This window comes from Aquabacterium sp. J223, assembly GCF_024666615.1.
In the GTDB taxonomy this organism is placed as follows: domain Bacteria; phylum Pseudomonadota; class Gammaproteobacteria; order Burkholderiales; family Burkholderiaceae_C; genus J223.
The window spans coordinates 4,552,675-4,575,700 of sequence record NZ_CP088297.1 but is presented as its reverse complement, the minus strand read 5'-3'; the positions used below and the strand labels follow the sequence as shown (position 1 = coordinate 4,575,700).

The 23,026-nt window shown below is 73.3% G+C and carries 20 protein-coding genes and 1 pseudogene; 9 read left to right on the top strand and 12 right to left on the bottom strand.

Translation table 11 applies throughout. From position 1 onward, the window contains the following. The 9 genes and pseudogenes from accB to mpl all read right to left on the bottom strand — a co-directional run bounded on the left by accB (position 1) and on the right by mpl (position 8,501). Positions 1-460, bottom strand: a pseudogene (gene accB / locus LRS07_RS21515) (acetyl-CoA carboxylase biotin carboxyl carrier protein). A 254-nt stretch (positions 461-714) separates the two neighbouring features. Beyond that, positions 715-1,242, bottom strand: coding sequence for a TlpA family protein disulfide reductase (locus tag LRS07_RS21510; RefSeq protein ID WP_260499948.1), 528 nt, complete (start codon positions 1,240-1,242; stop codon positions 715-717). Continuing rightward, positions 1,239-1,838 (bottom strand): hypothetical protein, encoded by a 600-nt coding sequence (locus tag LRS07_RS21505; RefSeq protein ID WP_260499947.1) that lies wholly within the window; start codon positions 1,836-1,838, stop codon positions 1,239-1,241. Before LRS07_RS21505 ends, LRS07_RS21510 begins: the two co-directional genes overlap by 4 nt. Before the next feature lie 56 nt (positions 1,839-1,894). Then, positions 1,895-2,683: a transglycosylase domain-containing protein gene (locus LRS07_RS21500; RefSeq protein ID WP_260499946.1), complete on the bottom strand. Its 789-nt coding sequence runs from the start codon at positions 2,681-2,683 to the stop codon at positions 1,895-1,897. After that, positions 2,680-3,522 (bottom strand): shikimate dehydrogenase, encoded by an 843-nt coding sequence (aroE, locus tag LRS07_RS21495; protein WP_260499945.1) that lies wholly within the window; start codon positions 3,520-3,522, stop codon positions 2,680-2,682. Before aroE ends, LRS07_RS21500 begins: the two co-directional genes overlap by 4 nt. A 15-nt stretch (positions 3,523-3,537) precedes the next feature. Next, the gene (locus LRS07_RS21490) at positions 3,538-4,392 is read right to left on the bottom strand and encodes an energy transducer TonB (protein WP_260499944.1); all 855 of its coding nucleotides are present in this window, start codon (positions 4,390-4,392) and stop codon (positions 3,538-3,540) included. Positions 4,393-4,408: 16 nt separating this feature from the next. After that, complete coding sequence (locus LRS07_RS21485; RefSeq protein WP_260499943.1) at positions 4,409-6,469, bottom strand: RNB domain-containing ribonuclease; 2,061 nt, start codon at positions 6,467-6,469, stop codon at positions 4,409-4,411. 42 nt (positions 6,470-6,511) lie between these two features. Next, a complete protein-coding gene (locus LRS07_RS21480) occupies positions 6,512-7,093 on the bottom strand; it encodes a YqiA/YcfP family alpha/beta fold hydrolase (protein WP_312028386.1) in 582 nt (193 codons plus the stop codon). Between the two features lie 34 nt (positions 7,094-7,127). Beyond that, complete coding sequence (gene mpl, locus LRS07_RS21475) at positions 7,128-8,501, bottom strand: UDP-N-acetylmuramate:L-alanyl-gamma-D-glutamyl-meso-diaminopimelate ligase (protein WP_260499942.1); 1,374 nt, start codon at positions 8,499-8,501, stop codon at positions 7,128-7,130. A gap of 98 nt (positions 8,502-8,599) precedes the next feature. On the opposite strand from mpl, the gene LRS07_RS21470 reads away from it, so the two are divergent. Together LRS07_RS21470 and LRS07_RS21465 are read left to right on the top strand one after the other, a co-directional pair. Further along, complete coding sequence (locus tag LRS07_RS21470) at positions 8,600-9,055, top strand: hypothetical protein (RefSeq protein WP_260499941.1); 456 nt, start codon at positions 8,600-8,602, stop codon at positions 9,053-9,055. Positions 9,056-9,074: 19 nt separating this feature from the next. After that, positions 9,075-9,545, top strand: coding sequence for a DUF6152 family protein (locus LRS07_RS21465; RefSeq protein ID WP_260499940.1), 471 nt, complete (start codon positions 9,075-9,077; stop codon positions 9,543-9,545). A gap of 13 nt (positions 9,546-9,558) precedes the next feature. Here LRS07_RS21465 and LRS07_RS21460 read toward each other — a convergent pair whose 3' ends face one another. The 3 genes from LRS07_RS21460 to thiD are packed head-to-tail and all read right to left on the bottom strand — an operon-like array spanning position 9,559 to position 12,642. After that, the gene (locus tag LRS07_RS21460; protein WP_260499939.1) at positions 9,559-10,395 is read right to left on the bottom strand and encodes a D-hexose-6-phosphate mutarotase; all 837 of its coding nucleotides are present in this window, start codon (positions 10,393-10,395) and stop codon (positions 9,559-9,561) included. Further along, entirely contained in the window at positions 10,392-11,699 is a 1,308-nt protein-coding gene (hemL, locus tag LRS07_RS21455; RefSeq protein ID WP_409450576.1) for a glutamate-1-semialdehyde 2,1-aminomutase, read from the bottom strand. The genes LRS07_RS21460 and hemL overlap by 4 nt, the downstream gene beginning before the upstream one ends. Before the next feature lies 1 nt (position 11,700). Continuing rightward, positions 11,701-12,642, bottom strand: coding sequence for a bifunctional hydroxymethylpyrimidine kinase/phosphomethylpyrimidine kinase (gene thiD / locus LRS07_RS21450; RefSeq protein WP_260499938.1), 942 nt, complete (start codon positions 12,640-12,642; stop codon positions 11,701-11,703). A gap of 177 nt (positions 12,643-12,819) precedes the next feature. On the opposite strand from thiD, the gene LRS07_RS21445 reads away from it, so the two are divergent. From LRS07_RS21445 to LRS07_RS22390, 7 genes are all read left to right on the top strand, one after another. Further along, the gene (locus LRS07_RS21445; protein WP_260499937.1) at positions 12,820-12,993 is read left to right on the top strand and encodes a rubredoxin; all 174 of its coding nucleotides are present in this window, start codon (positions 12,820-12,822) and stop codon (positions 12,991-12,993) included. Positions 12,994-13,181: 188 nt separating this feature from the next. Beyond that, on the top strand, positions 13,182-13,577 hold the full coding sequence (locus LRS07_RS21440; protein WP_260502196.1) for a response regulator: 396 nt from the start codon (positions 13,182-13,184) through the stop codon (positions 13,575-13,577). A gap of 67 nt (positions 13,578-13,644) precedes the next feature. After that, the gene (locus tag LRS07_RS21435; protein WP_260499936.1) at positions 13,645-14,010 is read left to right on the top strand and encodes a response regulator; all 366 of its coding nucleotides are present in this window, start codon (positions 13,645-13,647) and stop codon (positions 14,008-14,010) included. Between the two features lie 33 nt (positions 14,011-14,043). Beyond that, positions 14,044-14,574: a chemotaxis protein CheW gene (locus LRS07_RS21430; protein ID WP_260499935.1), complete on the top strand. Its 531-nt coding sequence runs from the start codon at positions 14,044-14,046 to the stop codon at positions 14,572-14,574. Positions 14,575-14,724: 150 nt separating this feature from the next. Beyond that, the gene (locus LRS07_RS21425; protein ID WP_409450657.1) at positions 14,725-16,920 is read left to right on the top strand and encodes a methyl-accepting chemotaxis protein; all 2,196 of its coding nucleotides are present in this window, start codon (positions 14,725-14,727) and stop codon (positions 16,918-16,920) included. Positions 16,921-17,008: 88 nt separating this feature from the next. Next, complete coding sequence (locus tag LRS07_RS22395; protein ID WP_260499933.1) at positions 17,009-19,792, top strand: FimL-related protein; 2,784 nt, start codon at positions 17,009-17,011, stop codon at positions 19,790-19,792. Continuing rightward, a complete protein-coding gene (locus LRS07_RS22390) occupies positions 19,689-23,021 on the top strand; it encodes a hybrid sensor histidine kinase/response regulator (RefSeq protein ID WP_260499932.1) in 3,333 nt (1,110 codons plus the stop codon). The genes LRS07_RS22395 and LRS07_RS22390 overlap by 104 nt, the downstream gene beginning before the upstream one ends. Positions 23,022-23,026 lie beyond the last annotated feature (5 nt).

Here is a 23,026-nt window from a genome sequence, read left to right as displayed (position 1 = left end):
TTACTCGATGACGAACAGCGGCTGGCCGAACTCCACCGCCTGGCCGTTCTCGGCCAGGATCTGGGTGATCGTGCCGCTCTTGTCGGCCTCGATCTCGTTCATGATCTTCATCGCCTCGATGATGCAGACCGGCTCGCCTTCCTTGACCTGGGAGCCGATCTCGATGAAGGCCTTGCCGCCCGGGCTGGACGACCGGTAGAAGGTGCCCACCATGGGCGACTTCACCAGGTGGCCGGTGGGGGCGGCGGGCGCTTCGGGCGCGGCGGCGGGTGCCGCCGGGGCCGCGGCACCGAGCGGCGCCGGGGGGCGCGGGCGGCAGGGCGGGTGCGGCGTGCAGCACCGCGGTGCGGGCGTCGGCCTTGACGATGCGCACCTTGCCGTCGGCCTCGGTGATCTCGAGCTCCGAGATGTTCGACTCGGACACCAGGTCGATCAGCGTCTTCAGCTTGCGCAGGTCCATGCGGGGTTCTCCTCGGGCAGGGGGCGGCGGGCGGTCAAGGTCGAGCGCCGCCGGCCAGTGGTCCCATGCCCTCTTCTGAATTGAACGTCGACGTTTCCAGCGGCTGCGAAGCCGTGCCGCCGCGGGTGGTGCAGCGGCGGCAACTGGAACGTCGACCCCTGGCGGCGCGATTCCCTCCGGACGGCCGCCGCTCGAAAGGGGCGAACTTTACGCTTTTTAGCGTCGGTTGCCGCCAGAACCGAAAACGTGTCGCGTCAGGCGCCGAGGGTCGCCACCCACCGGTCCAGCAGCGCCGGCTGCGTCTCGCCGGCGTGGCGCTGGCGCACCCGCCCGGCCGCGTCGATGACCACGCTGTAGGGCAGCACGCCCTGCACGTTGCCGAGGTCGCGCATCAGCCCGGCGCCGGGCAGGCCGGCCAGCGCGACCGGGAAGCCCAGCGGCAGTTTCCTGAGGAAGTCCAGCACCGCCGCCTCGCGGTCCACCGCGATGCCCAGCACCTGCCAACCCTTCGCCGACTGCGCGCGCTGGAAGCGGTCGAGGTCGGGCAGCTCCTTCACGCACGGCGCGCACCACGTCGCCCAGAAGTTGATGAGCAGCGGGCGGCCACGAAAGCGGTCCAGCGCCACCTGGCCGCCGCCCGGGGCGGCGAGCGTGAGCGACCACAGCGCATCGCCGACCGGCGGCCCGGCGTCGACCCCTGGGCCCTGCCGCCACGCGACACCCACCCCGGCGGCCCCCGCCGCGGCCGCGACCCCGCCCAACAGCCAGTGGCGGCGGTTCATGGGGTGTCCTCCGCCAGCCGTCGCCGCAGGGCAGCCGCGTCGCCGCGCCAGCTGCGCCCGCGGGCATCGGGCTTGAGCGCGCCGCGCAGGTCGTCGTGGTCCTGCACGCTCAGGAAGATCGTCACCGTCTCGCCCAGCGCGTCGCAGCGGCTGGCCAGCGCCAGCACCTCCACCGGCTCGCCGCCGGCCGCGCGCGGCGCGCTGATGACGTCGTAGTCGATGCCCTGGTTGAGCAGCTCGATCTCGGCCGACTTGGCGTCGTCGCAGTACAGGTCCAGGTGCACCGCCGACAGCCGGGTGGCGGTGCCGCGCCACACCGCGCCGCTCACATGCGGCCGCAATGGCGCCAGCCGCTCCATCCAGCGCAGCGCCAGCTGGCGCAGGGCGTGCAGCTCGGCCGGCTGGGTGTCGGCGTGGAAGAGGGCGATGTGCTCGCGCACCTGGTCCTCCACCTGCTCGTTGCTCGGCAGCTCGGCGCTGCGCACGCTGTGGCGGCCGAGGTCCTTCAACGCCCGGCGCTTGGCCGCGCCGTACTCCAGGCCGTCGTCGACGACCCGGCGGGCGGCGGCGGCCGCGATTTCCTCGGTGAGGCTCATCGCCCGATTCTAGGAAGCGGCCCCCGCCCGCTTCCCCGGTGCGGAGAAGGCCGTGTTCAGGGCGGTGTGACCGCGCCCATGCGTGCCGCGATGGTGGCCGAGCGCCCGGCCAGGTAGGCCGACTGGGGTCGCTTCTCGAAGCGCTTGGGCGCCGGCAGCATCACCGACAGCCGCGCCGCTTCCGATGGCCCCAGCCGGTCGGCGTCGACACGGAAGTAGTGGCGGGCCGCCGCCTGCGCGCCGAACACACCCTCGCCCCATTCCACGTGGTTGAGGTAGAGCTCCAGGATGCGCCGCTTGCCGAGGAAGGCCTCCAGCCAGACCGTCAGCACCGCCTCCTGCGCCTTGCGCAGCAGGTGCCGTTCGCCGCTGAGCAGCAGGTTCTTCGCCAGCTGCTGGGTGATGGTGGAGCCGCCGACCACCTTCACCGGCGGCGGCGCCAGGTCGGCGCGCAGCGCGGCCCGGGCCTGGCGCTGCGCCTGCCGCTGGGCCACGGCTTCGGCGCGCTGGTTGCGTTCCCAGGCGCGTTCGATGGCGTCCCATTCGATGCCGCTGTGCTCCCGAAAGCCCGCGTCCTCGCTGGCGATGACGGCGCGCTTGAGCGTCGGCGCGATGCGGTCGTAGTCGCGCCACTGCTGGCTCCACACGATGCGGCCGTCGCGCCACAGCAGCCGCCAGGCCTCGCTGCGCTGCACGCTGGTCGAGGCGGGGTCGACTACCGCCATCAGCGCGATGCGCGCGGCGAACCACAGCTGCAGCGAGACGAAGCAGACGATGACCAGCAGCAGCCCGCGGCCGATCACGCGGCCGGTGCCAGCCAATGCCCGGCCGGCGGCCTTCTTCATGCGCCGATCTCGGCGCGCAGTGCCGCCAGCACCGGCGCGGTGTCCGGCCGCACGCCGCGCCACAGGGCGAAGGCCTCGGCCGCCTGCTCGACCAGCATGCCCAGGCCGTCGCGGCCCCGCGCGCCATGGCCCGACGCCCAGCGCAGGAACCCGGCGGCGGCCGGGCCGTACATCAGGTCCACCGCCAACGCGCCGGGCGCCAGCACGTCGGGCGCCACCGGCACCGCGTCGCCGGCCAGGCTGCTCGCGGTGCCGTTGATGACCAGCGCGAAGCCCTGGCCGCAGTCGCCGAGCCCGCGCGCCGACAGCGCAACGCCGTGGGCGCCGGCCAGCGCGGCATGGGTGGCGACCAGCGCCGCGGCCTTGGCCGGCGTGCGGTTGGCGATGACCACCGCGGCCGGCGCGGCGGCCAGCAGCGGTCCCAGCACGCCGGCCGCGCTGCCGCCGGCGCCGACCAGCAGCACGCGCAGGCCGCGCACCGGGCAGCCGGCGTTGTGCTGCAGGTCGCGCAGCAGGCCGATGCCGTCGGTGTTGTCGGCCTGCCAGGACGCGGGGTCGGGACCGTCGAAGCGCAGCGTGTTCACCGCCCCGGCCATGCGGGCGCGGTCGCTCAGGCGGCCGGCCATGCGCGCGGCCTCGAACTTGAAGGGCACCGTGACGTTGCAGCCCTTCGCGCCCGAGGCCGCGAAGGCGCGCACGCCGGCGTCGAACCCGTCCAGCGGCAGCGGCAGCCGGTCGTAGGCGATGGCCTCGCCGGTCTGGCGCGCGAAGGCGGCGTGGATGAAGGGCGAGCGGCTGTGCTCGACAGGGTGGCCGAGGACGGCGTAGCGGTCGGTCATCGGGATCGAAAAGGGTCAGCGCGGCGCGCTGAGGGTGGTCTCCAGGCCGTCCTCCCGGGTGAAGCGGAAGCGCGAGGTGACGACGATCTGGTCGGCCTGCTGGCGCATGGCCGAGGTGAAGCGGCCGAAGGGGCCGGCGGCGCGCACGATGGCGATGGCCCGCCGGTCGAGCTGGCGCGACTTGGACGGCACCACCACGTCGGCGTCGACCACCCGGCCCTCGGCGTCGATGGTGACGTTCATCGTCAGCTCGCCGTACAGCTTCCTGCCCTGGTACTCGGGGAAGTCGCGGGTGCCGCGGTCCTCGATGCGCCGGCGCAGGTTGTCGTAGTAGACGGCGTAGACCTCCTCGCGCGTGGCGGGGCTGATGTAGCGCTTCTTCGGCCGGGCGTTCTCCTCGTTGATGCGTTTCTCGATCTCGGCCAGCAGGTTGAGCAGCTGGCGGCGGCGCTCCTCCTGGTCGCGCTGCTTGGCGTCGCCGGTGTCGCGCTGCGGGTCGGGCGGCGGGAGCATGGCCACCTCGCGGCGGATCTGCGCCAGCAGCTGCTGCTGCACCTCCTGCAGCTGCTCGACCTGGCGCCGCGCGTCCTCCGACGCATCGCCCAGCGACATGGTCGGCGACGCCGGCAGCGGCGAGGTGGCGCGGCCCTTCTCGACGTTGCCGCCGCCGGCCAGCGTGGCCTGCGCGATGGCCTGCGCCTGCTGCGGCCGCTCGGGCCCGCGGGCGTTGACCAGGATCACCTCCAGCGGCGTGTCCTTGAACGCCCGCTCGAAGGACGGCGGGTCGGCCCAGCGCCAGGCCAGCAGCGCGGCGTGCACGCCGACCGAGACGATCAGCGCGAGCTGCAGGGTGGAGAGCCGGCGCAGCATGGGCGATGCGAGCGGCTCAGGCGCCGGCGCCGCCGTCGGCCGCGGCGGGCGTGGCGGCGTCGGCCTCTTCGGCATCCGCCAGGTCGATGGCCAGCGACAGGGTGGCCGGCGCCTCCTCCTCGTCGGGCTCGCCCTCGGGGGTGGTCGCGGCAGAGACGTCCTCGCGGTCGCCCAGGCGTTCGGCCAGTGCCGCGTGCAGTTCCAGCGTCAGCAGGTCCATGCCGGTCAGGCGCACCCGCACCCGCTGCCCGCGCGGCAGGCCCTCGGTGCCGGTGGCGCGGAAGACCAGCGGCAGCGTGTCGGCGCGCACCAGGCCGTCCTTCAGCACGCCGGCGTCCAGCGTCTGCACGTCGTGTTGCTGCAGCCAGCGCAGCGTCCAGTAGCGTTCGATCGCCGACTGGAAGTCGTTGTAGGCGCCGTAGGCGGCGTCGAAGCCGGAGATCACCGAGAACAGGTTGGCGTCCTTCGGCTTGAAGGGCGCGGCCAGCGCGGCGGTGCGGCCGTGTCTGGCGCAGGCGATGAGCTGCCACTGGTTGACCAGGTCGACGTAGCGCCGCAGCGGCGAGGTCGACCAGGCGTACTGCGGCACGCCCATGCCGGCGTGCGGCGCCGGCTTGACGCCCATGCGCACCTTGATGCCGGGCGCCAGGCTGGCCTGGCTGCGGTAGATGCCGGGCACCCCGCATTCGGCCAGCCAGCCGCCCCAGGTGCTGTTGGCCAGGATCATCGCCTCGGCGACGATCAGGTCCAGCGGCGCGCCGCGCTGCCGGGTGGTGATCTCCACCACCTCGTCGCCCTTCGGCTCGTGCGCGCCGTCCTCGCGCAGCAGCTTGAAGTTGTAGTCCGGCCGATTGAAGTTCTCCGGCTTGCCGCGCACCACCTCGCGCTGCGCCTTGAGGTGCTTCGCCAGTCGGAAGGCGAAGGCCAGCTCGGGCGCGAAGGCGTAGTCGGCCGGCGCGTCGCCGGTCAGCGTGGCTTCGGTGATCACCGCGTCGAGCTGGTCGTGGCGCAGGTTGGCCGCGATGGGCACGCGCTCCAGCTTGGTCTCGCTGGCCTTCACCTGCAGCGTCGCTTCGTCGAGCGTGACGTACAGGCTCACCGCCGGGCAGTCGCGGCCCTCGGCCAGCGTGTAGTGCTGCACCACCTCGTCGGGCAGCATGGTCAGCTTCCAGCCCGGCATGTAGACGGTGGACAGTCGGTCGCGGGCCAGCGTGTCCAGCGGCGAGCCGGGGGCGATGGCCAGGCCCGGCGCGGCGATGTGCACGCCGAAGACCACGGTGCCGGAGCCCAGGCCCTGCACCGACAGCGCGTCGTCGATCTCGGTGGTCTGCGAGTCGTCGATCGAGAAGGCGCGCACCGGCGCCGTCGGCAGCGTGTCCTTGATCGCGGGCGCCGGCAGGGCCGGGAAGCCGGTGCCCTTCGGGAAGTGCTCGAACAGGAAGCGCTTCCAGTGGAACTGGTAGGGGCTGGCGATGGCGCCGGCGTCCTTCAGCAGGTCCAGCGGCGCGCGGTGGCTGCGCCGCGCGGCCTCGACCACGGCCTTGTACTCGGGGCCGTTCTTGTCGGGCTTGAAGAGGATCTTGTAGAGCTGCTCGCGCACGGGCTCCGGGCAGCGGCCGGCGCACAGCTCGGCGGCCCAGGCCTCGACCTGCTCGGCCTGCTGGCGCTTGCGTTCGATGCCCAGCAGCGCGGCCTGCACCTGCTCCTGCGGCGCCTTCCTGAAGCGGCCCTTGCCCAGGCGGCGGAAGTAGTGCGGCGCGTCGAACAGCTTCAGCAGGGCGGCGGCCTGCTGCTGCACGCCGGCCTGGGCGCTGAAGTACTCGCGCGCCAGGTCGGCGAAGCCGAACTCGCCCTCGGGCGCGAACTCCCACGCCAGGTCGAGGTCGATGCCCTCGGCCTCGGCCTGGGCGGCGGCCATCAGCTCGGCCGGCTGCGGCTTGTCGAAGCGCAGCAGCAGGTTGGCCGACTTGACCTTGACCCGCTTGCCGGAGTCGAGCTCCACCTGGGCCGAGGCCTCCGCCTCGGCCAGCACCCGGCCCGCATGGAACCGGCCGGCATCGTCGAACAACACATACATCGGGTCATTGTCCCGCATCGCCGCGGGCCCGACGGTGGCGGGTCAGGCCAGGCCGAGGAAGCGCAGCACCGTCGGCCGGTGCGCCGTCTCGAAGTCCGACAGCGCATGGTCGCCGCCGTCGAGCAGCACCACCTGCCCGCCCTGGCAGCGGGCCAGCATCTCGCGCCAGTCGAGCACCTCGTCGCCCTTGGCGACGATGGCCAGCCAGCGCGAGGTGTCGAGGTCGGCCGGCGGGGTCATCGCGCGCAGCTGGTCGACGTGTTCGGGCCCGAAGCGGAAGCGCAGCTGCGGGTCGTGCCAGGCGGTCAGCTCGCCGATCTGGTGCGCCAGGTCGCGGTCGGGGTGCACCGCGGGGTTGAGCAGCACGGCGCGGCAGCCGCGGCGGTGCGCCAGCACGCTGGCGTAGAAGCCGCCGAGCGAGCTGCCGATGACGGCCATCTCGTCGGCCGGCCAGTGGGCGGTGAGGCGCTCGACCAGGGCCATCGACTCATCGGGCGAGGGCGGCAGCTGGGGACAGGCCCAGTCGATGTCGGGGCGGTGTTCGGCCATCCACGCGGACATCCCCCGCGCCTTTGCCGAAGACGGTGAGGACCGGAAGCCGTGCAGGTACAGCAGGTGGCGCAGTGGCGCTGCACCGGCCGGCGGTGCCACGCCGGCGTCAGCCACGCGCGGCCAGCGCCTTCAGCAGCAGCTCGTGCACGCCGCCGAAGCCGCCGTTGCTCATGCACAGGATGCGGTCGCCCGGACGGGCGGCGGCGACCACCTTGTCGACCAGCTGGGGGATGGTGTCGCAGACCACGCCCTGCCTGCCCAACGGCGCCAGCGCCTCGCGCGGGTCCCAGCCCAGGCCGCCGGCGTGGCAGAAGGCGAGGTCCGCCTCTTCCAGCGACCACGGCAGCTGGGCCTTCATCGTGCCCAGCTTCATGGTGTTCGACCGCGGCTCGAAGACGGCCAGGATGCGCGCCGGCCCGTCGGCCTGCTCCAGCTGCCGCCGCAGGCCGTTGACCGTGGTGCGGATGGCGGTGGGGTGGTGGGCGAAGTCGTCGTAGACCTGGACGCCGCCGGCCTCGCCGCGCAGCTCCAGCCGGCGGCGCACGTTCTGGAAGCTGCCCAGCGCCTGCGCCGCCACCTCCGGCGCCACGCCGACGTGTTCGGCCGCGCCGATGGCCGCCAGCGCGTTGAGCTGGTTGTGCTCGCCCAGCAGCGACCACTCCACCCGCGCCAGCTTCAGGCTGCCGCGCAGCACGTCGAAGCCGTGCGGCTCGCCGCGGGCGCGCAGGGCGCCGGGCTCTTCCTTGCGCGCGCCGAAGCGCAGCACTTCGCTCCAGCAGCCGCGCGCCAGCACGCGCTGCAGCGCCTCCTCGCGGCCATTGACCACCAGCCGGCCCTTCGCGGGCACGGTGCGCACCAGGTGGTGGAACTGGGTCTCGATGGCGGCCAGGTCGGGAAAGATGTCGGCGTGGTCGTACTCGAGGTTGTTCAGCACCGCGGTGCGCGGCCGGTAGTGAACGAACTTGCTGCGCTTGTCGAAGAAGGCGGTGTCGTACTCGTCGGCTTCAATCACGAAGGGACCGCCGGGCACGCCGAGCCGCGCCGAGACGCCGAAGTTCAACGGCACGCCGCCGACCAGGAAGCCCGGCTGCAGGCCCGCCTGGTCCAGCACCCAGGCCAGCATCGACGTGGTGGTCGTCTTGCCGTGGGTGCCCGCCACCGCCAGCACGTGCCGGCCCTGCAGCACGTGCTCGGCCAGCCATTGCGGGCCGCTGGTGTACGGCAGGCCGGCGTCGAGGATGGCCTCCATCAGCGGGTTGCCGCGGCTGACGACGTTGCCGACGACGAAGACGTCCGGCTTCAGCTGGAGCTGGTCGGCCGACCAGCCCTCGACCAGGTCGATGCCGAGCGCGCGCAGCTGGTCGCTCATCGGCGGGTAGACCCCCGCGTCGCAGCCGGTGACGGTGTGGCCGGCCTCGCGGGCCAGGGCGGCCAGCCCGCCCATGAACGTGCCGCAGATGCCGAGGATGTGGAGGTGCATGGGACGTCGGGAATGCGAACGGAATTCTAGGAGGCGGTCCTGACGGCGGCCGTCGGGCGATGCTCGGACGGGTCGAGGGTTTTGCTACCTTCGGTGCCATGCAAGAAGCCGTCCCGTCCCTGGCCATCCCGGTGCTGCTGCCGGGGCTGGCCAGCCACGCCTGGGCCTACCCGGCGCTGGAGGTGGTGCACCTGGCCGGCATCGCGCTGCTGCTGGGCAACCTGGTGGCCTTCGAGCTGCGGCTGTGGGGCGTGTCGGGCACGCTGCCCCTGCGCGCCTTCGCCGGGCTGGCGCTGGGGCTGTCGCTGGCGGGCTTCGGCCTGGCGGCCGCCAGCGGCCTGCTGATGTTCGCCAGCCAGCCCGGCGAACTGCTGGCCAACGCGGCGTTCAAGTGGAAGCTCGGCCTGCTGCTGCTGGCCGGCGTGAACGCGGCCGCCTTCCATGCGCGCGGCGGCCTGGTGAAGGCCGACGGCCTGGCCCGTGCGCAGACCCTGCTGTCCGTGCTGCTGTGGCTGGCGGTCTTGGTCTGCGGGCGCTGGATTGCGTACGCTTGATGCGAACAAGGAGACCACCATGCACCGACGCCACCTGCTGATCGCGCTTCCCGTCACCCTGCTGCCCTGGGCGGCCCGTGCCCACCACGGCTGGAGCAGCTTCGACACCCAGCGCCCGCTGTGGCTGGAGGGCCGGGCGGCGCAGGTGCAGTGGCGCAACCCGCACGTCGAACTCGTGCTCGAGGTGCCCGCCGACGCCCGCCTGCCGGCCGACCTGAAGCAGCGCACCCTGCCGGCGCAGAGCTCCCCGGTCGACGGCCCGGCCCTGCTCGCCGCGGCGCAGCTGCCGACGCGGCGCGACCGCCGCTGGACGGTCGAGCTGGCGCCGCTGACGCGCCTGGACGCCTGGAAGGTGGCGCCCATCGCCCCCGGCGCCACCCTGGGCGTGCTGGGCTACACCTTTGCCGGCGAGAAGGGTGATGCGGTGCTGCGCGCCGAGTACCTGTTCGTCGACGGCAAGGCCTACGGCCTGCGCTCCAGCCCCGCCTGACGCCGGGCTTCCTTCAGAGCAGCTGCAGCGTCTGCCGGCCGACCCAGACCTCGCCGGGCGGCAGGCCGACGGGCACGCGGGCCTGGGCCGCTTCGATGCAGAGGAAGCGGGTCCAGTCGCCGTCGGGCAGGTCGGCGATGGCCCTGGCGCGCTCGGCGCCCGGGTTCCAGACCACCACGTCGTGGAAGCCGTCCTGGGCGATCGCCAGCGGCGCCTCGCCGCGCAGCACCAGCGGACGCCTCGCGTCGGCATAGAGACGGTCGAGTTCGCCGTCGGCGCGCAGCAGGTGCTCGGCCTGCACCGCCCGCTCGCCGGTCCGGTGGTCCTCGTAGGGCGCGCCGTCCAGTCCCTGCAGCGCCAGCGCGCGCACGTCCTCGCAGGCCAGGTAGGTGTGCAGCGCACAGGCGAACTCGAAGGGGGCCGCGTCGGTGTTCTCGATCGCCAGTTCCAGGTCGAGCCGGCCGCCCACCACGCCGACCGTCAACTCGGCCTCGAAGTCGTGGTCCCACAGGGCCCGGGTGCGATCGTCGCTCTCCAGCCGCAGCACGGCCACCGCATGGCCCTCGTGGCGGCCGGCGTCGACGAGCTTCCAGGGACGGTTGCGCGCGAAGCCGTGCGGCGCCAGCGGCCCGCGCTTGCCGAACTGCGGAAAGACGACGGGCACGCCGCCGCGCACCGCCCGGCCCTCGCCGGCCTGCGCCAGCGGCGAGACGTACAGCCGCTCGCGGCCGTCCGGCGTGCGCCAGGACAGCACCTGGCCGCCGTCGAGCAGGAAGGTGGCCGAAGCACCGTCGGCGCTGCGCAGCTCGAAGCCGGGACGGCCGAGCCGCTGGACCTTCGAGGCGGTCACGACCTCAGGCTTCGAAAGGCCTCGCGCGCAGCGGCCACGGTGTGCGCGATCTCCGCCTCGCCGTGCGCGCTGCTGACGAAGCCGGCCTCGTACAGCGCCGGCGCCAGGTACACGCCGCGGTCCAGCATGGCGTGGAAGAAGCGGTTGAAGCGTTCCTTGTCGGTGGCCATCACCTGGTCGTAGCGCTGCGGCAGCTCGGCGGCGAAGAAGAAGCCGAACATGCCGCCTTCGCTGTCGGTGACCAGCGGCACGCCGGCCTCGTCGGCCGCCTGCTGCAGGCCGTCGACCAGCGAGCGGGTGCGCGCGGCCAGCGCATCGAAGTAGCCGGGCCGGGCGATCTCCTGCAGCGTAGCCAGGCCGCAGGCGGTGGCCACCGGGTTGCCCGACAGCGTGCCGGCCTGGTAGACCGGCCCCAGCGGCGCCAGCTGTTCCATGACGGCCCGCGGTCCGCCGAACGCCGCCAGCGGCATGCCGCCGCCGATGACCTTGCCGAAGACGGTGAGGTCGGGCGCGAAGCCGGGGAGGCGGCGGGCGTAGACGCTCTGCGCCCCGCCGAGCGCGACGCGGAAGCCCGTCATCACCTCGTCGAACACCAGCAGCGCGCCGGCCGCGGTGCAGCGCTCGCGCAGCCGGCGCATGAAGGCATCGCCGGCGCGCACGAAATTCATGTTGCCGGCGATCGGCTCCACCATGGCGCAGGCGATGCGCGCACCGTGGGCGTCGAAGGCGGCGTCCAGCGCGTCGAGGTCGTTGTAGGGCAGCACCAGCGTGTGCTGCACCACCTCGGCCGGCACCCCGGCCGAAGTCGGGTGGCCGAAGGTCGCCATGCCGGAGCCGCCCTTGACCAGCAGCGCGTCGGCGTGGCCGTGGTAGCAGCCCTCGAACTTGACGATCAGCGGCCGGCCGGTGGCGCCGCGGGCCAGCCGCAGCGCGCTCATGGCGGCTTCGGTGCCGCTGCTGACCAGCCGCACCATCTCCACCGACGGCACCTGCTCGATGATGGCCTCGGCCAGCGCGATCTCGCGCTCGGTCGGCGCGCCGAAGGAGAAGCCGTCGAGCGCGGCCTGCTGCACCGCCGCCAGCACCGACGGGTGCCCGTGGCCCAGGATCATCGGGCCCCAGGAGCCGATGTAGTCGATGTAGCGGTTGCCTTCCGCGTCCCACAGGAACGGGCCTTCGGCGCGGGCGATGAAGCGCGGCGTGCCGCCCACCGCGCGGAAGGCACGCACCGGCGAGTTGACCCCGCCGGGGATGACCCGCTGTGCCCGTTCGAAGAGGGCGGCGTTGCGCGGTTGCAGGGCCACGTCAGTGCACACGTCGGGAGCCGGCCGGGGGCTCGGCCTCGGCGGCCGCGTCGGCCCCGGGCTCGCCGTCTTCGTCCGCCGGCGGCAGCGCCCAGAAGAAGCGGTCCGGCACCACGTTGCCCATGCCCGGGCGGAAGCCGGAGTCCAGGCTCTGGTCGAGGAAGGTCAGCGCCTCGCCGACGGCGGCCTGCAGTTCGCTGCCCGCCGCCAGCAGCGAGGCCAGCGCGGCCGACAGCGTGTCGCCCGCACCGACGAACGAGGTCTCGAAGCGTTCGAACTTCTCGCCGGCGATCGCGCCCTTGGCGGAGGCGAGCACGTTGTCGATGTAGGCCTCGCCGCCCTTGGCCGCCGCCAGCAGCACGCCGGTGACGAGCACGAAGCGGGTGCCGTGCTCCGCCGCCGCCACCGCCAGCTCGCGCGGCGACGCCGGGCGCTCGCTGTCCCAGTCGGGCAGCAGGAAGTCGGTCAGCGTCTGGTGGCTGCCGACCAGCACTTCGGTGGCCGGCAGCACCAGTTCGCGCAGCGCGTCGTGGTAGGACTGGGCCTCGTCCTCGTCCATCCAGGCGATGCCGGGCAGGTAGGTGACCAGCGGCACGTCCGGGTAGTCGGACAGCACCTCCGCCACCGCGCCCACCGTCTCGGCCGAGCCGAGGAAGCCCACCTTCCAGGCGGAGATGGTGATGTCCTCGAGCACGGTGCGCGCCTGTTCGACCACCGCCTCGGGGTCGAGCGCGTGCTGGTCGAAGACCTCGGCGGTGTCGCGCATGACGATGGTGCTGACCACCGGCAGGGCGTGCGCGCCCATGGCGGCGATGGTGCTGATGTCGCCGGCCAAGCCGCCGGCGCCGCTGGCGTCGCTGGCGTTGAAGCTCATCACGCAGGCCGGCGGTGCCGGCTCCTGCTGGGCGTCCGGGCTGTCCGGCGCGACGGAATCTGAGCTCATGGGCAGGGGGTCTTTCGTGGCCGCCGAGGAACGAGGCGGGAAGGCCGGCCGGGGCGCGGCCCGCCACTTCCAGGGCCGTGTGAGGAAACGGATCTAGGTGCCCGTTGCAACAGGATTTTTCGTCGTTGCACGGTGGCTACAATTTGGCCCATTGTATGGAGTGAGCCCGACCGGACCGTGAGCGACGCAAAGACCTGGATGTGCCTCATCTGCGGATGGATCTACGACGAGGCCGCCGGGGACCCGGAGCACGGGATCGCCGCCGGCACGCGCTGGGCCGACGTGCCGCTCAACTGGACCTGCCCGGAATGCGGCGCGCGCAAGGAAGATTTCGAGATGGTCGAGATCTGAAGGCATCGGAGGTGCCCATCCCCCGTGAACGCGGGGGGCGTGCACTACGCCACGGCGGGTCGGGGCACGCATGCGGCGCCCGCCCGCGGCCCCGATAACCTTCAGGGCTGGGCCAGGCGGACATGCCGGAAGCGGCGTGCCCGCCGGCCCGAAGGCCGGATGTTGAAGGGAGCAATGGCGTGAACCAGGTGGAAGTGGCGACGGGCGGAACGCGGGTGCTGGTCATCGACGACAGCAACACCATCCGCCGCAGCGCGGAGATCTTCCTGCGCCAGGGCGGCCACGAGGTTGTGCTGGCCGAGGACGGCTTCGACGCCCTCGGCAAGGTCAGCGACCACGCGCCGGACCTCATCTTCTGCGACATCCTGATGCCGCGCCTGGACGGCTACCAGACCTGCGCCATCATCAAGCGCAACCCGCGCTTCTCCCACGTGCCGGTGATCATGCTGTCGTCCAAGGACGGGCTGTTCGACAAGGCGCGTGGCCGCATGGTGGGCTCGCAGGACTACCTGACCAAGCCCTTCACCAAAGAGCAGCTGCTCAAGGCGGTGGAGCAGTTCCGGCCCGTGCGCCAGACGGCCTGACCCCCCACGACGCGCCCCACGCGCCCGCCACTTCGGCCGCGCCCCCTGCCGCGAAGGACTCCCTCCCATGCCGATCCAGAAGATCCTGCTGGTCGACGATTCGAAGACCGAACTGCACTACCTCACCGAGCTGCTCACCAAGCGCGGCTACGCGGTGCGCACCGCCGAGAACGGTGAGGAGGCGCTGCGCCGCCTGAGCGAGGACAAGCCCGACCTCATCCTGATGGACGTGGTGATGCCGGGCCAGAACGGCTTCCAGCTCACCCGCACCATCACCCGCGACCCGCGCTGGTCCGACGTGCCGGTGATCATGTGCACCAGCAAGAACCAGGAGACCGACAAGGTCTGGGGCATGCGCCAGGGCGCCAAGGACTACGTGGTCAAGCCGGTCGACGCCAGCGAGCTGCTCGGCAAGATCAAGGCCTTCGGCTGACGCCGGGCACGAGAAGGACTGGCGCCGCTCGACATGGCCAACAAGCAAGCGCTGCGCGAACTGCAGGGCCGGCTCGCCGAGCGCCTGCAGGCCGCCCGCCAGCAGGCGCAGGCGGTGGGCTGGCTGGCGGTGGAGTGCCGCGGCCACGGCCTGCTGTTTCCGCTGGCCGAGGCCGGCGAGATCTTCCCGCTCGGGCCGCTGCTGGCGGTGCCGCACACCCAGCCCTGGTTCGCCGGCGTGGCCAACCTGCGCGGCGGGCTGCACGGCGTCATCGACCTCGGCGCCTTCCTCGGCCTGGCGCCGCGGCCGGTGCTGCCCGAGGGCGCACGCGACGCGGCGCAGCTGGTGCTGCTCAACGCTTCGCTGGGCGTCAACTGCGCCCTGCTGGTGGACCGCCTCGCCGGCCTGCGCCAGCGCGACCAGATGAACGCGGCCGGTGCACCGGCCGCACCCGCGCCGGCCTTCGCCGGCGCGCTGTGGACCGATGCCGGCGGTCGTGCCTGGCAGGAAATCAAGTTGTCGGCGCTGGCCCGGGAAGAGCACTTCCTGGCCGTGGTCCGATAGGACAAGGCCCCGGTTCGGGGCCGAGGGCTCGCAGCACATGCCGGCTCCAGACGTGAAGAGGACGCCATGAGCTTGTTGAACATGATCAAGGGCGCCCCCTGGGGCCCCAAGCCCGAGGCGGTGCCGCTGCCCGAGCCGGCGGACGAGGGCATGGCCCGCACCGTGACGCTCGACGTCGGCGCGAACACGGCCGGCAACGACTCGTCGATCATCTCGGAGGCGGCGCCGTCCGAACTGGCCGACTACCCCGACAGCGGCAGCGGCGGTCCCGCCGCCTCCGGCGTGCCGGTGCGGCCACTGCCCCTCATCGGCCAGCGGCCGGTGCCGCAGCAGCAGCGCATCCTGTTCGGCGTGGTGCTGGCGGGGGCGCTGCTGCTGGCGGCGGCCACCGCCACCGCCCTGATCGAGTCGGGCCGCAACGCCACCCAGGTCGGCGCCACCGGCCAGGCGCTGATGCAGTCGCAGCGCATGGCCAAGTCGGTGTCGCAGGCCCTGGTCGGCAGCCCGGCGGCCTTCCCCGAGCTGAGGGAAAGCGTCGAGGTGATGGCGCGCAACGTGCGCGAGCTGCAGTCCGGCGAGGGCGCGCTGCCGCAGGCGCCGGCCGCCGCGCAGGAGGTCATCGCGCCGCTGATGCCGCTGGTCGACGGCGCGGAGAAGAACAGCCAGGTCGTGCTGGCGCAGCAGAAGGTGCTGACCGAGATCGGCCAGGCGCTGCGCGCGATCAACGCGCAGTCGACCGACCTGCTGGAGATCGCCGAGACCGTGTCGGCGCTGAAGCTGCAGCAGAACGCGCCGGCGGCCGAGCTGTCAGCGGTGGGCCAGCTGGTGATGCTGACGCAGCGCATCGGCAAGTCGGCCAACGAGTTCATCACCGTCGAGGGCGTGAGCCCGGAGGCGGTGTTCCTGCTCGGCAAGGACCTGAACACCTTCCGCGAACTGGCCACCGGGCTGCTGGACGGCAACCCCGAGCTGCGCCTGTCGGCCACGCGCGACGCGCAGACCCGCGAGCGCCTGGAGGCGCTGATCAAGCAGTACGAGGTGGCGCGCACGCAGGCCGGGGCCATCCTGGGCAACCTGCAGGGGCTGGTCTCCGCGCGCACCGCGCAGGCCGCCGTGCTCAGCGACAGCGAGCCGCTGCGCAGGGGGCTGGAGGGCCTGCAGTCGTCGCTGGCCGAACACGGCGGCTTCCGCAGCGGCCACCTGATCGTCATGCTGCTCGGCGCCATCGTCGTGCTGTCCGGCGCGGCCGGGCTGCTGCGGCTGTTCGTGTTCGACCAGCAGTCGCGCCGTCAGCAGGCCGAGTCGCAGCGGCTGGAGGCCGAGCGCCAGGAGCAGGAAGCCAAGCGCGTCAACGACGCCAACCAGGCGGCCATCCTTCGGCTGATGAACGAACTGCAGACGGTGGCCGAGGGCGACCTCACGCAGCAGGCCACGGTGACCGAGGACATCACCGGCGCGATCGCCGACTCGGTGAACTACACGGTGGAGGAGCTGCGCTCGCTGGTGTCGCAGGTGCAGGGCACGGTGGAGCGGGTGACCGAGACCACCCAGCAGGTGGAGTCCACCTCCACCGAACTGCTCGCGGCCTCGACCGAGCAGCTGCGCGAGATCCGCGAGACCGGCGAGTCGGTGCTGCGCATGGCGCACCGAATCAACGAGGTGTCGTCGCAGGCGCAGCGTTCGGCCCAGGTGGCGCAGCAGTCGCTGGAGGCCGCCGAGTCCGGCCTGCAGGCGGTGCAGAACACCATCGGCGGCATGAACACCATCCGCGACCAGATCCAGGAGACGTCCAAGCGCATCAAGCGGCTGGGCGAGTCGTCGCAGGAGATCGGCGAGATCACCGAGCTGATCTCGGACATCACCGAGCAGACCAACGTGCTGGCGCTCAATGCCGCCATCCAGGCCGCGTCCGCCGGCGACGCCGGCCGCGGCTTCTCGGTCGTGGCCGAGGAAGTGCAGCGGCTGGCCGAACGGTCCGGCGACGCGACGCGGCAGATCGCCGCGCTGGTCAAGACCATCCAGACCGACACCCAGGACGCGGTGGCCGCCATGGAGCGTTCCACCCAGGGCGTGGTCGAGGGCGCGAAGCTGTCCGACGCCGCCGGCTCGGCGCTGACCGACATCGACCGCGTGACGCGCCGCCTGGCCGAGCTGATCGCCGAGATCTCGCAGCAGGCGTCGAAGGAGGCCGACTCCGCCAACGTGGTGGCCTCGAACATCCAGCACATCTTCGCGGTGACCGAGCAGACCGGCGAGGGCACCCGCTCGACCGCGCAGATGGTGCGCGAGCTGTCGCGCACCGCCGAGGAGTTGAAACAGTCGGTCGCGCGGTTCAAGGTCGTCTGATCGGCCGTCGATACCGACGACAGATCGACGACCACCGCGCCGCCGGCCACGTCGCCGGCGGCGACACCGAAGGACACCGAGACAGCCGATGGACCAGCGCCTGAGCGACCCCGACACCACCGACCTCAGCGCCCTGTCATGGGTCCACGGGGAGCTCAAGCGCTCGCTGGACGCCGCGCACAAGGCGCTGCGCCGCTACCTGAAGGAACTGGAGGCCAGCGGCGGCTCGGACGTCGACGCGGTCGACCCGTCCGTGCTGCGCCAGGCGCGGGCGTCGCTGCACCAGGGCGTGGGCGCGCTCGAACTGGTCGGCATGCCCGCCGGTGCGCAGCTGCTGCGCGCGGCCGAGGCCGCCGTGGCCCGCTTCGCGACCCGCGGACGCAAGCTCAACCTGGCCGCGGTGGAGGCGGTGGAGCAGGGTTCCTTCGCACTGCTCGACTACCTGTCGCGGCTGCTCGCGGGCAAGCCGGTGTCGGCGGTGGCGCTGTTCCCCGCCTACCGCGGCCTGCAGGAGCTGGCCGGCGCCGACCGCATCCACCCCGCCGACCTGTGGGAGACCGACTGGCAGTGGATGGAGCTGCCGGCCGAGGGCGCCGGCCGCGCCCGCCTGCCGGACGAGCGCGCCATCGGCGCCTTCGAGGCGCTGTTGCTGGCCCTGATGCGCGGTCAGCCCGGCACGCCGATCAAGGTGAGCGCCATGTGCGCCGAACTGGCCGAAGGTGCCCGCGGCCGGCTGGCGACGATGTGGCAGCTCGCCGCCGCCTTCTTCGAGGGCGTGGCCGCCGGCTTCATCCCGTCCGACAACTACGCCAAGCGCGTGGCCTCGCGGCTGCTGGCGCAGCTGCGACTGGCGGCCCGCGGCGAGGAGGAGGTGTCCGAACGCCTGGCGCAGGACCTGCTCTTCTTCTGCGACCAGGCCGGCGCCCGTGCCGACGAGGGCCGCACGCCGCGGCTGGCCGCGGTGCGCGACCGCTTCGGCCTGCAGCAGCCTGCGCCGGCCGACTACGAGGAGCCGCGGCTCGGCCGCTTCGACCCCGCCCTGCTGACGCAGGCGCGCAAGCGGGTGGCCGGCGCGCAGGACGCCTGGTCGGCGGTGTCGGGCGGCGAGCTGCACCGCCTGGGCAGCCTGCCCGAGCAGTTCTCGCTGGTCGGCGATTCGCTGCGCCGGCTGATGCCCGGCGGCACCCGCCTGGCCGACGCCCTGCAGCAGACGGTGCAGCACGCCGCGGCCGCGGGTGAGTCGCCGGTGCCCGAGCTGGCGATGGAGGTGGCCACCGCGCTGCTGTACCTGGACGCGGTGCTGGAGGACGGCGACCTCGACCAGCCCGAGCAGGCGCTGCGCAGCGAACGTCTGGCCGACCGGCTGGACGACGCCCGCCAAGGCGCGACGGTGCCGCCGCTCGAGCCCTGGATGGAGGAGCTGTACCGCCGCGTGTCGGACCGCCAGACCATGGGCAGCGTGGTGCAGGAGCTGCGCGGCGCGCTGGCCGAGACCGAGAAGCTGATCGACCAGTTCTTCCGCCAGCCCACCGACAGCAGCGTGCTCATCCCGGTGCCGGCCCAGCTGTCGGCCATGCGCGGCGTGTTCTCGGTGCTGGGGCTGGACCAGGCCTCGCAGGCGGTGCTGCGCATGCGCGACGACGTCGACGGCCTGGCCTCGACGCAGGTCGAGCCGGAGCGGGCGCTGCAGGCCGGCACCTTCGACCGCCTGGCCGGCAACCTGGGCGCGCTCGGCTTCCTGGTCGACATGCTCAGCGTGCAGCCGCAGATGGCCAAGTCGCTGTTCCACTTCGACGCCGACGCCGGGCTGCTCGCCTCGACCGTCGGCGGCGGCACGTCGCGCCTGTCGCCGGTCAACACCGGCGTGGCGCCGCTGGACGAGCCGCGCCTGATCGACCATGCCCGCGACCTGGCGGCCGCCGTCGCGCAGCCCGAGGTGCCGCTGGACCAGCTCTCCGACGACCTGGCCCGCCTCACCGAGGAGGCCATCGCCGCCGACGAGACCGGCGTGGCCGAAGCCGCCCGCGACGCCCGCGATGCGCTGGAGCAGGCGCTCGCCGCGCCGGACGGCGGACCGCAGGTGCAGACCGTGCGCGAGCAGCTCCAGCAGGCCCTCGGCGACCTGGTCGAGGCCGCGGTGCCGGCGCCGGTGGCGCTGCCCGCGCCGCAGCCGTTGCCCGAGGGCGACGGCGAGATGCGCGAGATCTTCCTGGAGGAAGCGCGCGAGGTGCTGGACAACGCCGCCGCCGCCCGTGCCGCGCTGGTCCAGGCGCCCGACGACCTCGGCGAGCTGACCGCGCTGCGCCGTGCCTTCCACACGCTCAAAGGCAGCTCCCGCATGGTCGGGCTGGCCGAGTTCGGCGAGGCCGCCTGGGCCGGCGAGCAGCTGTACAACGCCCGCCTGGCCGAGGCGCCGCGCGCGGACGAGGCGCTGCTGGCCGTCACCGACGAGGTGCTGGCCTACCTGGCCGACTGGATCGCCGCCATCGCCGACGGCCACGACGGCGGGCACCAGGCGCCGCCGGTGCGCACGGTGTGCGATGCGCTGCGGCTGGACGGCCGCCCGCTGCCGCTGGGACGTCCCGCGGCCGCGCCCCGGGACGCGGCGCCGGCGCTGGCCGAGGCCGTCCTGGCCGACGCCGAGCCCGCGGCGGCGGTCGAACCGCTGCCCGACTTCGCACTGGACCTGGCGACGCTCGACGCCGCCGCCGAGCCGCCCCCCGCTGCCCGACGCGGTCGAGCCGGCGAACCTGCCCCTGCCCGAGCTGGTGCTCGACGGCGACGCCCCCGACGCGCCCGCCGAGGCGGTGGAGCTGATCGAGCTGGACGGGCTCGACGGGTTGGATGCGGTGGACATCGGCGTGGCGCATGAGCCGGCCGAGGCGGCGGGCGAGCGCACCCTGACGATGGATGCCCACCTGGTGTTCGAGGCGCCGCCCGATGCGGAGCCCGAGCCGCTGGAGCGGGTGGCGCTCGAGGCGTCGCCGCCGACGGCCGAGCCGCCCGAGGGGCCCGCCATCGCCGAGGCGGACGCGGACCTGGTGCCGGTGCCGGTGCCGGACTCCGAGCCGGAGCCCGAGCCCGTGCCGGAGCCCGAGCCGGTCAAGGTGGTCGGCCCGCTGCACATCCCGATCCCGCTGTTCAACATCTACCTGCAGGAGGCCGACGAGCAGTCGCGCCGCCTGGGCACCGAGCTGGCCGAATGGGCCATGGAGCTGCACCGGCCGCTGGGCGACGGCCCGGTGGCGCTGGCCCATTCGCTGGCCGGCAACTCCGCCACCGTCGGCTTCGAGGCCCTGTCGCAGCTGGCCCGGCTGCTGGAGCATGCGCTGCTGCGCGTGCAGGCGCTCGACGGCGCCGACGCCGAGCAGGCCGCGCTGTTCAACGAGGCTGCGGAAGAGATCCGCCGCCTGCTGCACCAGTTCGCGGCCGGCTTCCTCAAGGCCCCGTCGGACGACCTGCTGGCCCGCCTGGCCGCCGTCGAGCAGCAGGCCGCCGAGCGGCTGCGCCGCCTGAGCGCCGCGGCCGACCCGGCCACCGCCGACACCGCGCCCGACGGACTGGTCGACGCGCCGGCCCTCGGCGTGGCCGAACTGCTGCCGCTGCAGCCGCTGCCGGACGCCCTGCCGGTGGTGGTGGCGCACGACGCGCTGTCCGCCAGCGCCGTCGACGACGAGGACCTCGACGCCGTCGATGCCGTCGACGCCGACCTCTTCCCCATCTTCGAGGAGGAAGCGCTGGAGCTGCTGCCCGAGCTGGCCTCGCGGCTGCGGGACTGGCACGAGCGGCCGACCGACGCGGCGGCCCCGGCGGCCTGCATGCGCACGCTGCACACGCTCAAGGGTGGCGCCCGCCTGGCCGGCGCGATGCGCCTGGGCGAGATGGCACACCGGCTGGAGAGCGCCATCGAGCGGCTGCTGGCACAGGGCGGAACCGATGCCGCCGGCATCGAGCCGCTGCAGGCCCGCGCCGACGCGATGAACGCGGTGTTCGAGGCGCTGCGCCGCCGCGACGCCCAGGCCTACGAAGAGGCACAGGCCGCCATGGCGGCGGCCGTCGCGGCACCCCTGGTGCCGCTGCCCACGCCCGTCGCCGGGCCGGGCGAAGACGCCCAACCGGCCGCTCATGCGGCCGTGCCCGCCGCCGACGCGGACACCGCCTCGGCCGCGCCGCCGACGGCCATCGACTGGGCCCGCTTCGCCGCCGGCGCGCGGGCGCCCGGGCCCGCCACGCTGGCCGCCGTGGCCGGCGCCAGCACCGGTGCCGTGCGGGTGCGCACGCCGCTGCTCGACCGGCTGGTCAACCACGCCGGCGAGGTGATCATCACCCGCTCGCGCATCGAATCGGCGGTGGGCCAGCTCAAGGGGTCGTTGGGCGACCTGGGCGACAACCTGCAGCGGCTGCGGCAGCAGCTGCGCGACATCGAGCTGCAGGCCGAGACGCAGATCGCCTCCCGCATGGAGGCCGCCAAGGCGTCCGCCCAGGGCTTCGATCCGCTGGAGATGGACCGCTTCACCCGCTTCCAGGAGCTCACGCGGATGATGGCCGAGTCGGTCAACGACGTGGCGACGGTGCAGCGCTCCCTGCAGCGCACCGTGCAGTCGGCCGAGGACGAGCTGGCCGCGCAGGCGCGGCTGACGCGCGACCTGCAGGACGACCTGCTGCGCACCCGCATGGTCGAGTTCGAGGGTCTGTCCGATCGCCTGTACCGCGTGGTGCGCCAGGCCGCCAAGGAAACCGGCAAGCAGGTGCGGCTGGACCTCGTCGGTGGTGCCATCGAGGTCGACCGCGGCGTGCTGGACCGCATGACACCGGCCTTCGAGCACCTGCTGCGCAACTGCGTCACGCACGGCATCGAAGCGCCCGATCGGCGCGCGGCCGCCGGCAAGGACCCCACAGGGCAGATCACCGTCTCGCTGACGCACGAGGGCAACGAGGTTGGCATCGAGTTCCGCGACGACGGCGCCGGGCTGGACCTGGCGCGCATCCGCCAGCGCGGCCTGGCCCAGGGGCTGATCGCGCCGGACGCCGAGCCCAGCGAGGCCGAGCTGCTCAACCTCATCTTCATGCCCGGTTTCTCCACCGCCGAGCAGGTGACCGAACTGGCCGGGCGTGGCGTGGGCATGGACGTGGTGCGCGCCGAGGTCAACGCCATGGGCGGCCGCATCGAGACCGCCAGCGCGCCGGGGCAGGGCACCAGCTTCCGCCTGGTGCTGCCGCTGACCACCGCGGTCACGCAGGTGGTCATGCTGCGCTGCGGGCCGGTGACGGTGGCCGTGCCGTCCTCGCTGGTGGAGATCGTGCGGCGGGCGACGCCGGCGGAGCTGGAGGCGGCCTACACCAGCCGCCGCTGCACCGTGGGCGACACCGCGCTGCCGTTCTTCTGGCTGGGTGCGCTGCTGCACGCCAGCCCGCGCGGCACCGAAGCCGGCCGCACGCTGCCGCTGGTGGTGGTGCGCAGCGCGCAGCAGCGCATCGCGTTGCACGTCGACGAGGTGCTGGGCAACCAGGAAGTCGTCGTCAAGAACCTCGGCCCGCAGCTGGCGCGCCTGCCCGGCCTGGCCGGGCTGACGCTGCTCGCCTCCGGCGTGCCGGCGCTGATCTACAACCCGGTGGCGCTGGCGGCGCTGTACGGCGAACAGGCCTGGGGCCTGATGGCCCAGGCCCACGCGGGCGCCCCCACCGACCGCCCCGTCGACGGAACGCCCTCGGACACGCCGGTGCGTCCGCCGCTGGTGCTGGTGGTCGACGACTCGCTCACCGTGCGCCGGGTGACGCAGCGCCTGCTGCTGCGCGAGGGCTACCGCGTCGCCCTGGCCAAGGACGGGCTGGAGGGCCTGGAGCGCCTGGCCGAGGAACTGCCCGCGGTGGTGCTGTCCGACATCGAGATGCCGCGCATGGACGGCTTCGACCTGGTGCGCAACATGCGCGCCGATGCGCGCTGGCGCGGGCTGCCGGTGATCATGATCACCTCCCGCATCGCGCAGAAGCACCGCGACCATGCAGCAGAACTGGGCGTGGAGCACTACCTTGGCAAGCCCTACTCCGAAGAGGATCTGCTGGCACTGCTCGGTCGATACAATTTGACGCATTCAGCCTGACAGGC

Coding starts and splice junctions, on each gene's coding strand:
- mpl (WP_260499942.1), bottom strand. CDS start 8,501: ATGCACCTCCACATCCTCGGCATCTGCGGCACGTTCATGGGCGGGCTG.
- LRS07_RS22395 (WP_260499933.1), top strand. CDS start 17,009: ATGGACCAGCGCCTGAGCGACCCCGACACCACCGACCTCAGCGCCCTG.
- LRS07_RS21470 (WP_260499941.1), top strand. CDS start 8,600: ATGCAAGAAGCCGTCCCGTCCCTGGCCATCCCGGTGCTGCTGCCGGGG.
- LRS07_RS21505 (WP_260499947.1), bottom strand. CDS start 1,838: ATGAGCCTCACCGAGGAAATCGCGGCCGCCGCCGCCCGCCGGGTCGTC.
- LRS07_RS21430 (WP_260499935.1), top strand. CDS start 14,044: ATGGCCAACAAGCAAGCGCTGCGCGAACTGCAGGGCCGGCTCGCCGAG.
- LRS07_RS21485 (WP_260499943.1), bottom strand. CDS start 6,469: ATGTATGTGTTGTTCGACGATGCCGGCCGGTTCCATGCGGGCCGGGTG.
- aroE (WP_260499945.1), bottom strand. CDS start 3,522: ATGACCGACCGCTACGCCGTCCTCGGCCACCCTGTCGAGCACAGCCGC.
- LRS07_RS21500 (WP_260499946.1), bottom strand. CDS start 2,683: ATGAAGAAGGCCGCCGGCCGGGCATTGGCTGGCACCGGCCGCGTGATC.
- LRS07_RS21490 (WP_260499944.1), bottom strand. CDS start 4,392: ATGCTGCGCCGGCTCTCCACCCTGCAGCTCGCGCTGATCGTCTCGGTC.
- LRS07_RS21435 (WP_260499936.1), top strand. CDS start 13,645: ATGCCGATCCAGAAGATCCTGCTGGTCGACGATTCGAAGACCGAACTG.
- LRS07_RS21510 (WP_260499948.1), bottom strand. CDS start 1,242: ATGAACCGCCGCCACTGGCTGTTGGGCGGGGTCGCGGCCGCGGCGGGG.
- thiD (WP_260499938.1), bottom strand. CDS start 12,642: ATGAGCTCAGATTCCGTCGCGCCGGACAGCCCGGACGCCCAGCAGGAG.
- LRS07_RS21425 (WP_409450657.1), top strand. CDS start 14,725: ATGGCCCGCACCGTGACGCTCGACGTCGGCGCGAACACGGCCGGCAAC.
- LRS07_RS21465 (WP_260499940.1), top strand. CDS start 9,075: ATGCACCGACGCCACCTGCTGATCGCGCTTCCCGTCACCCTGCTGCCC.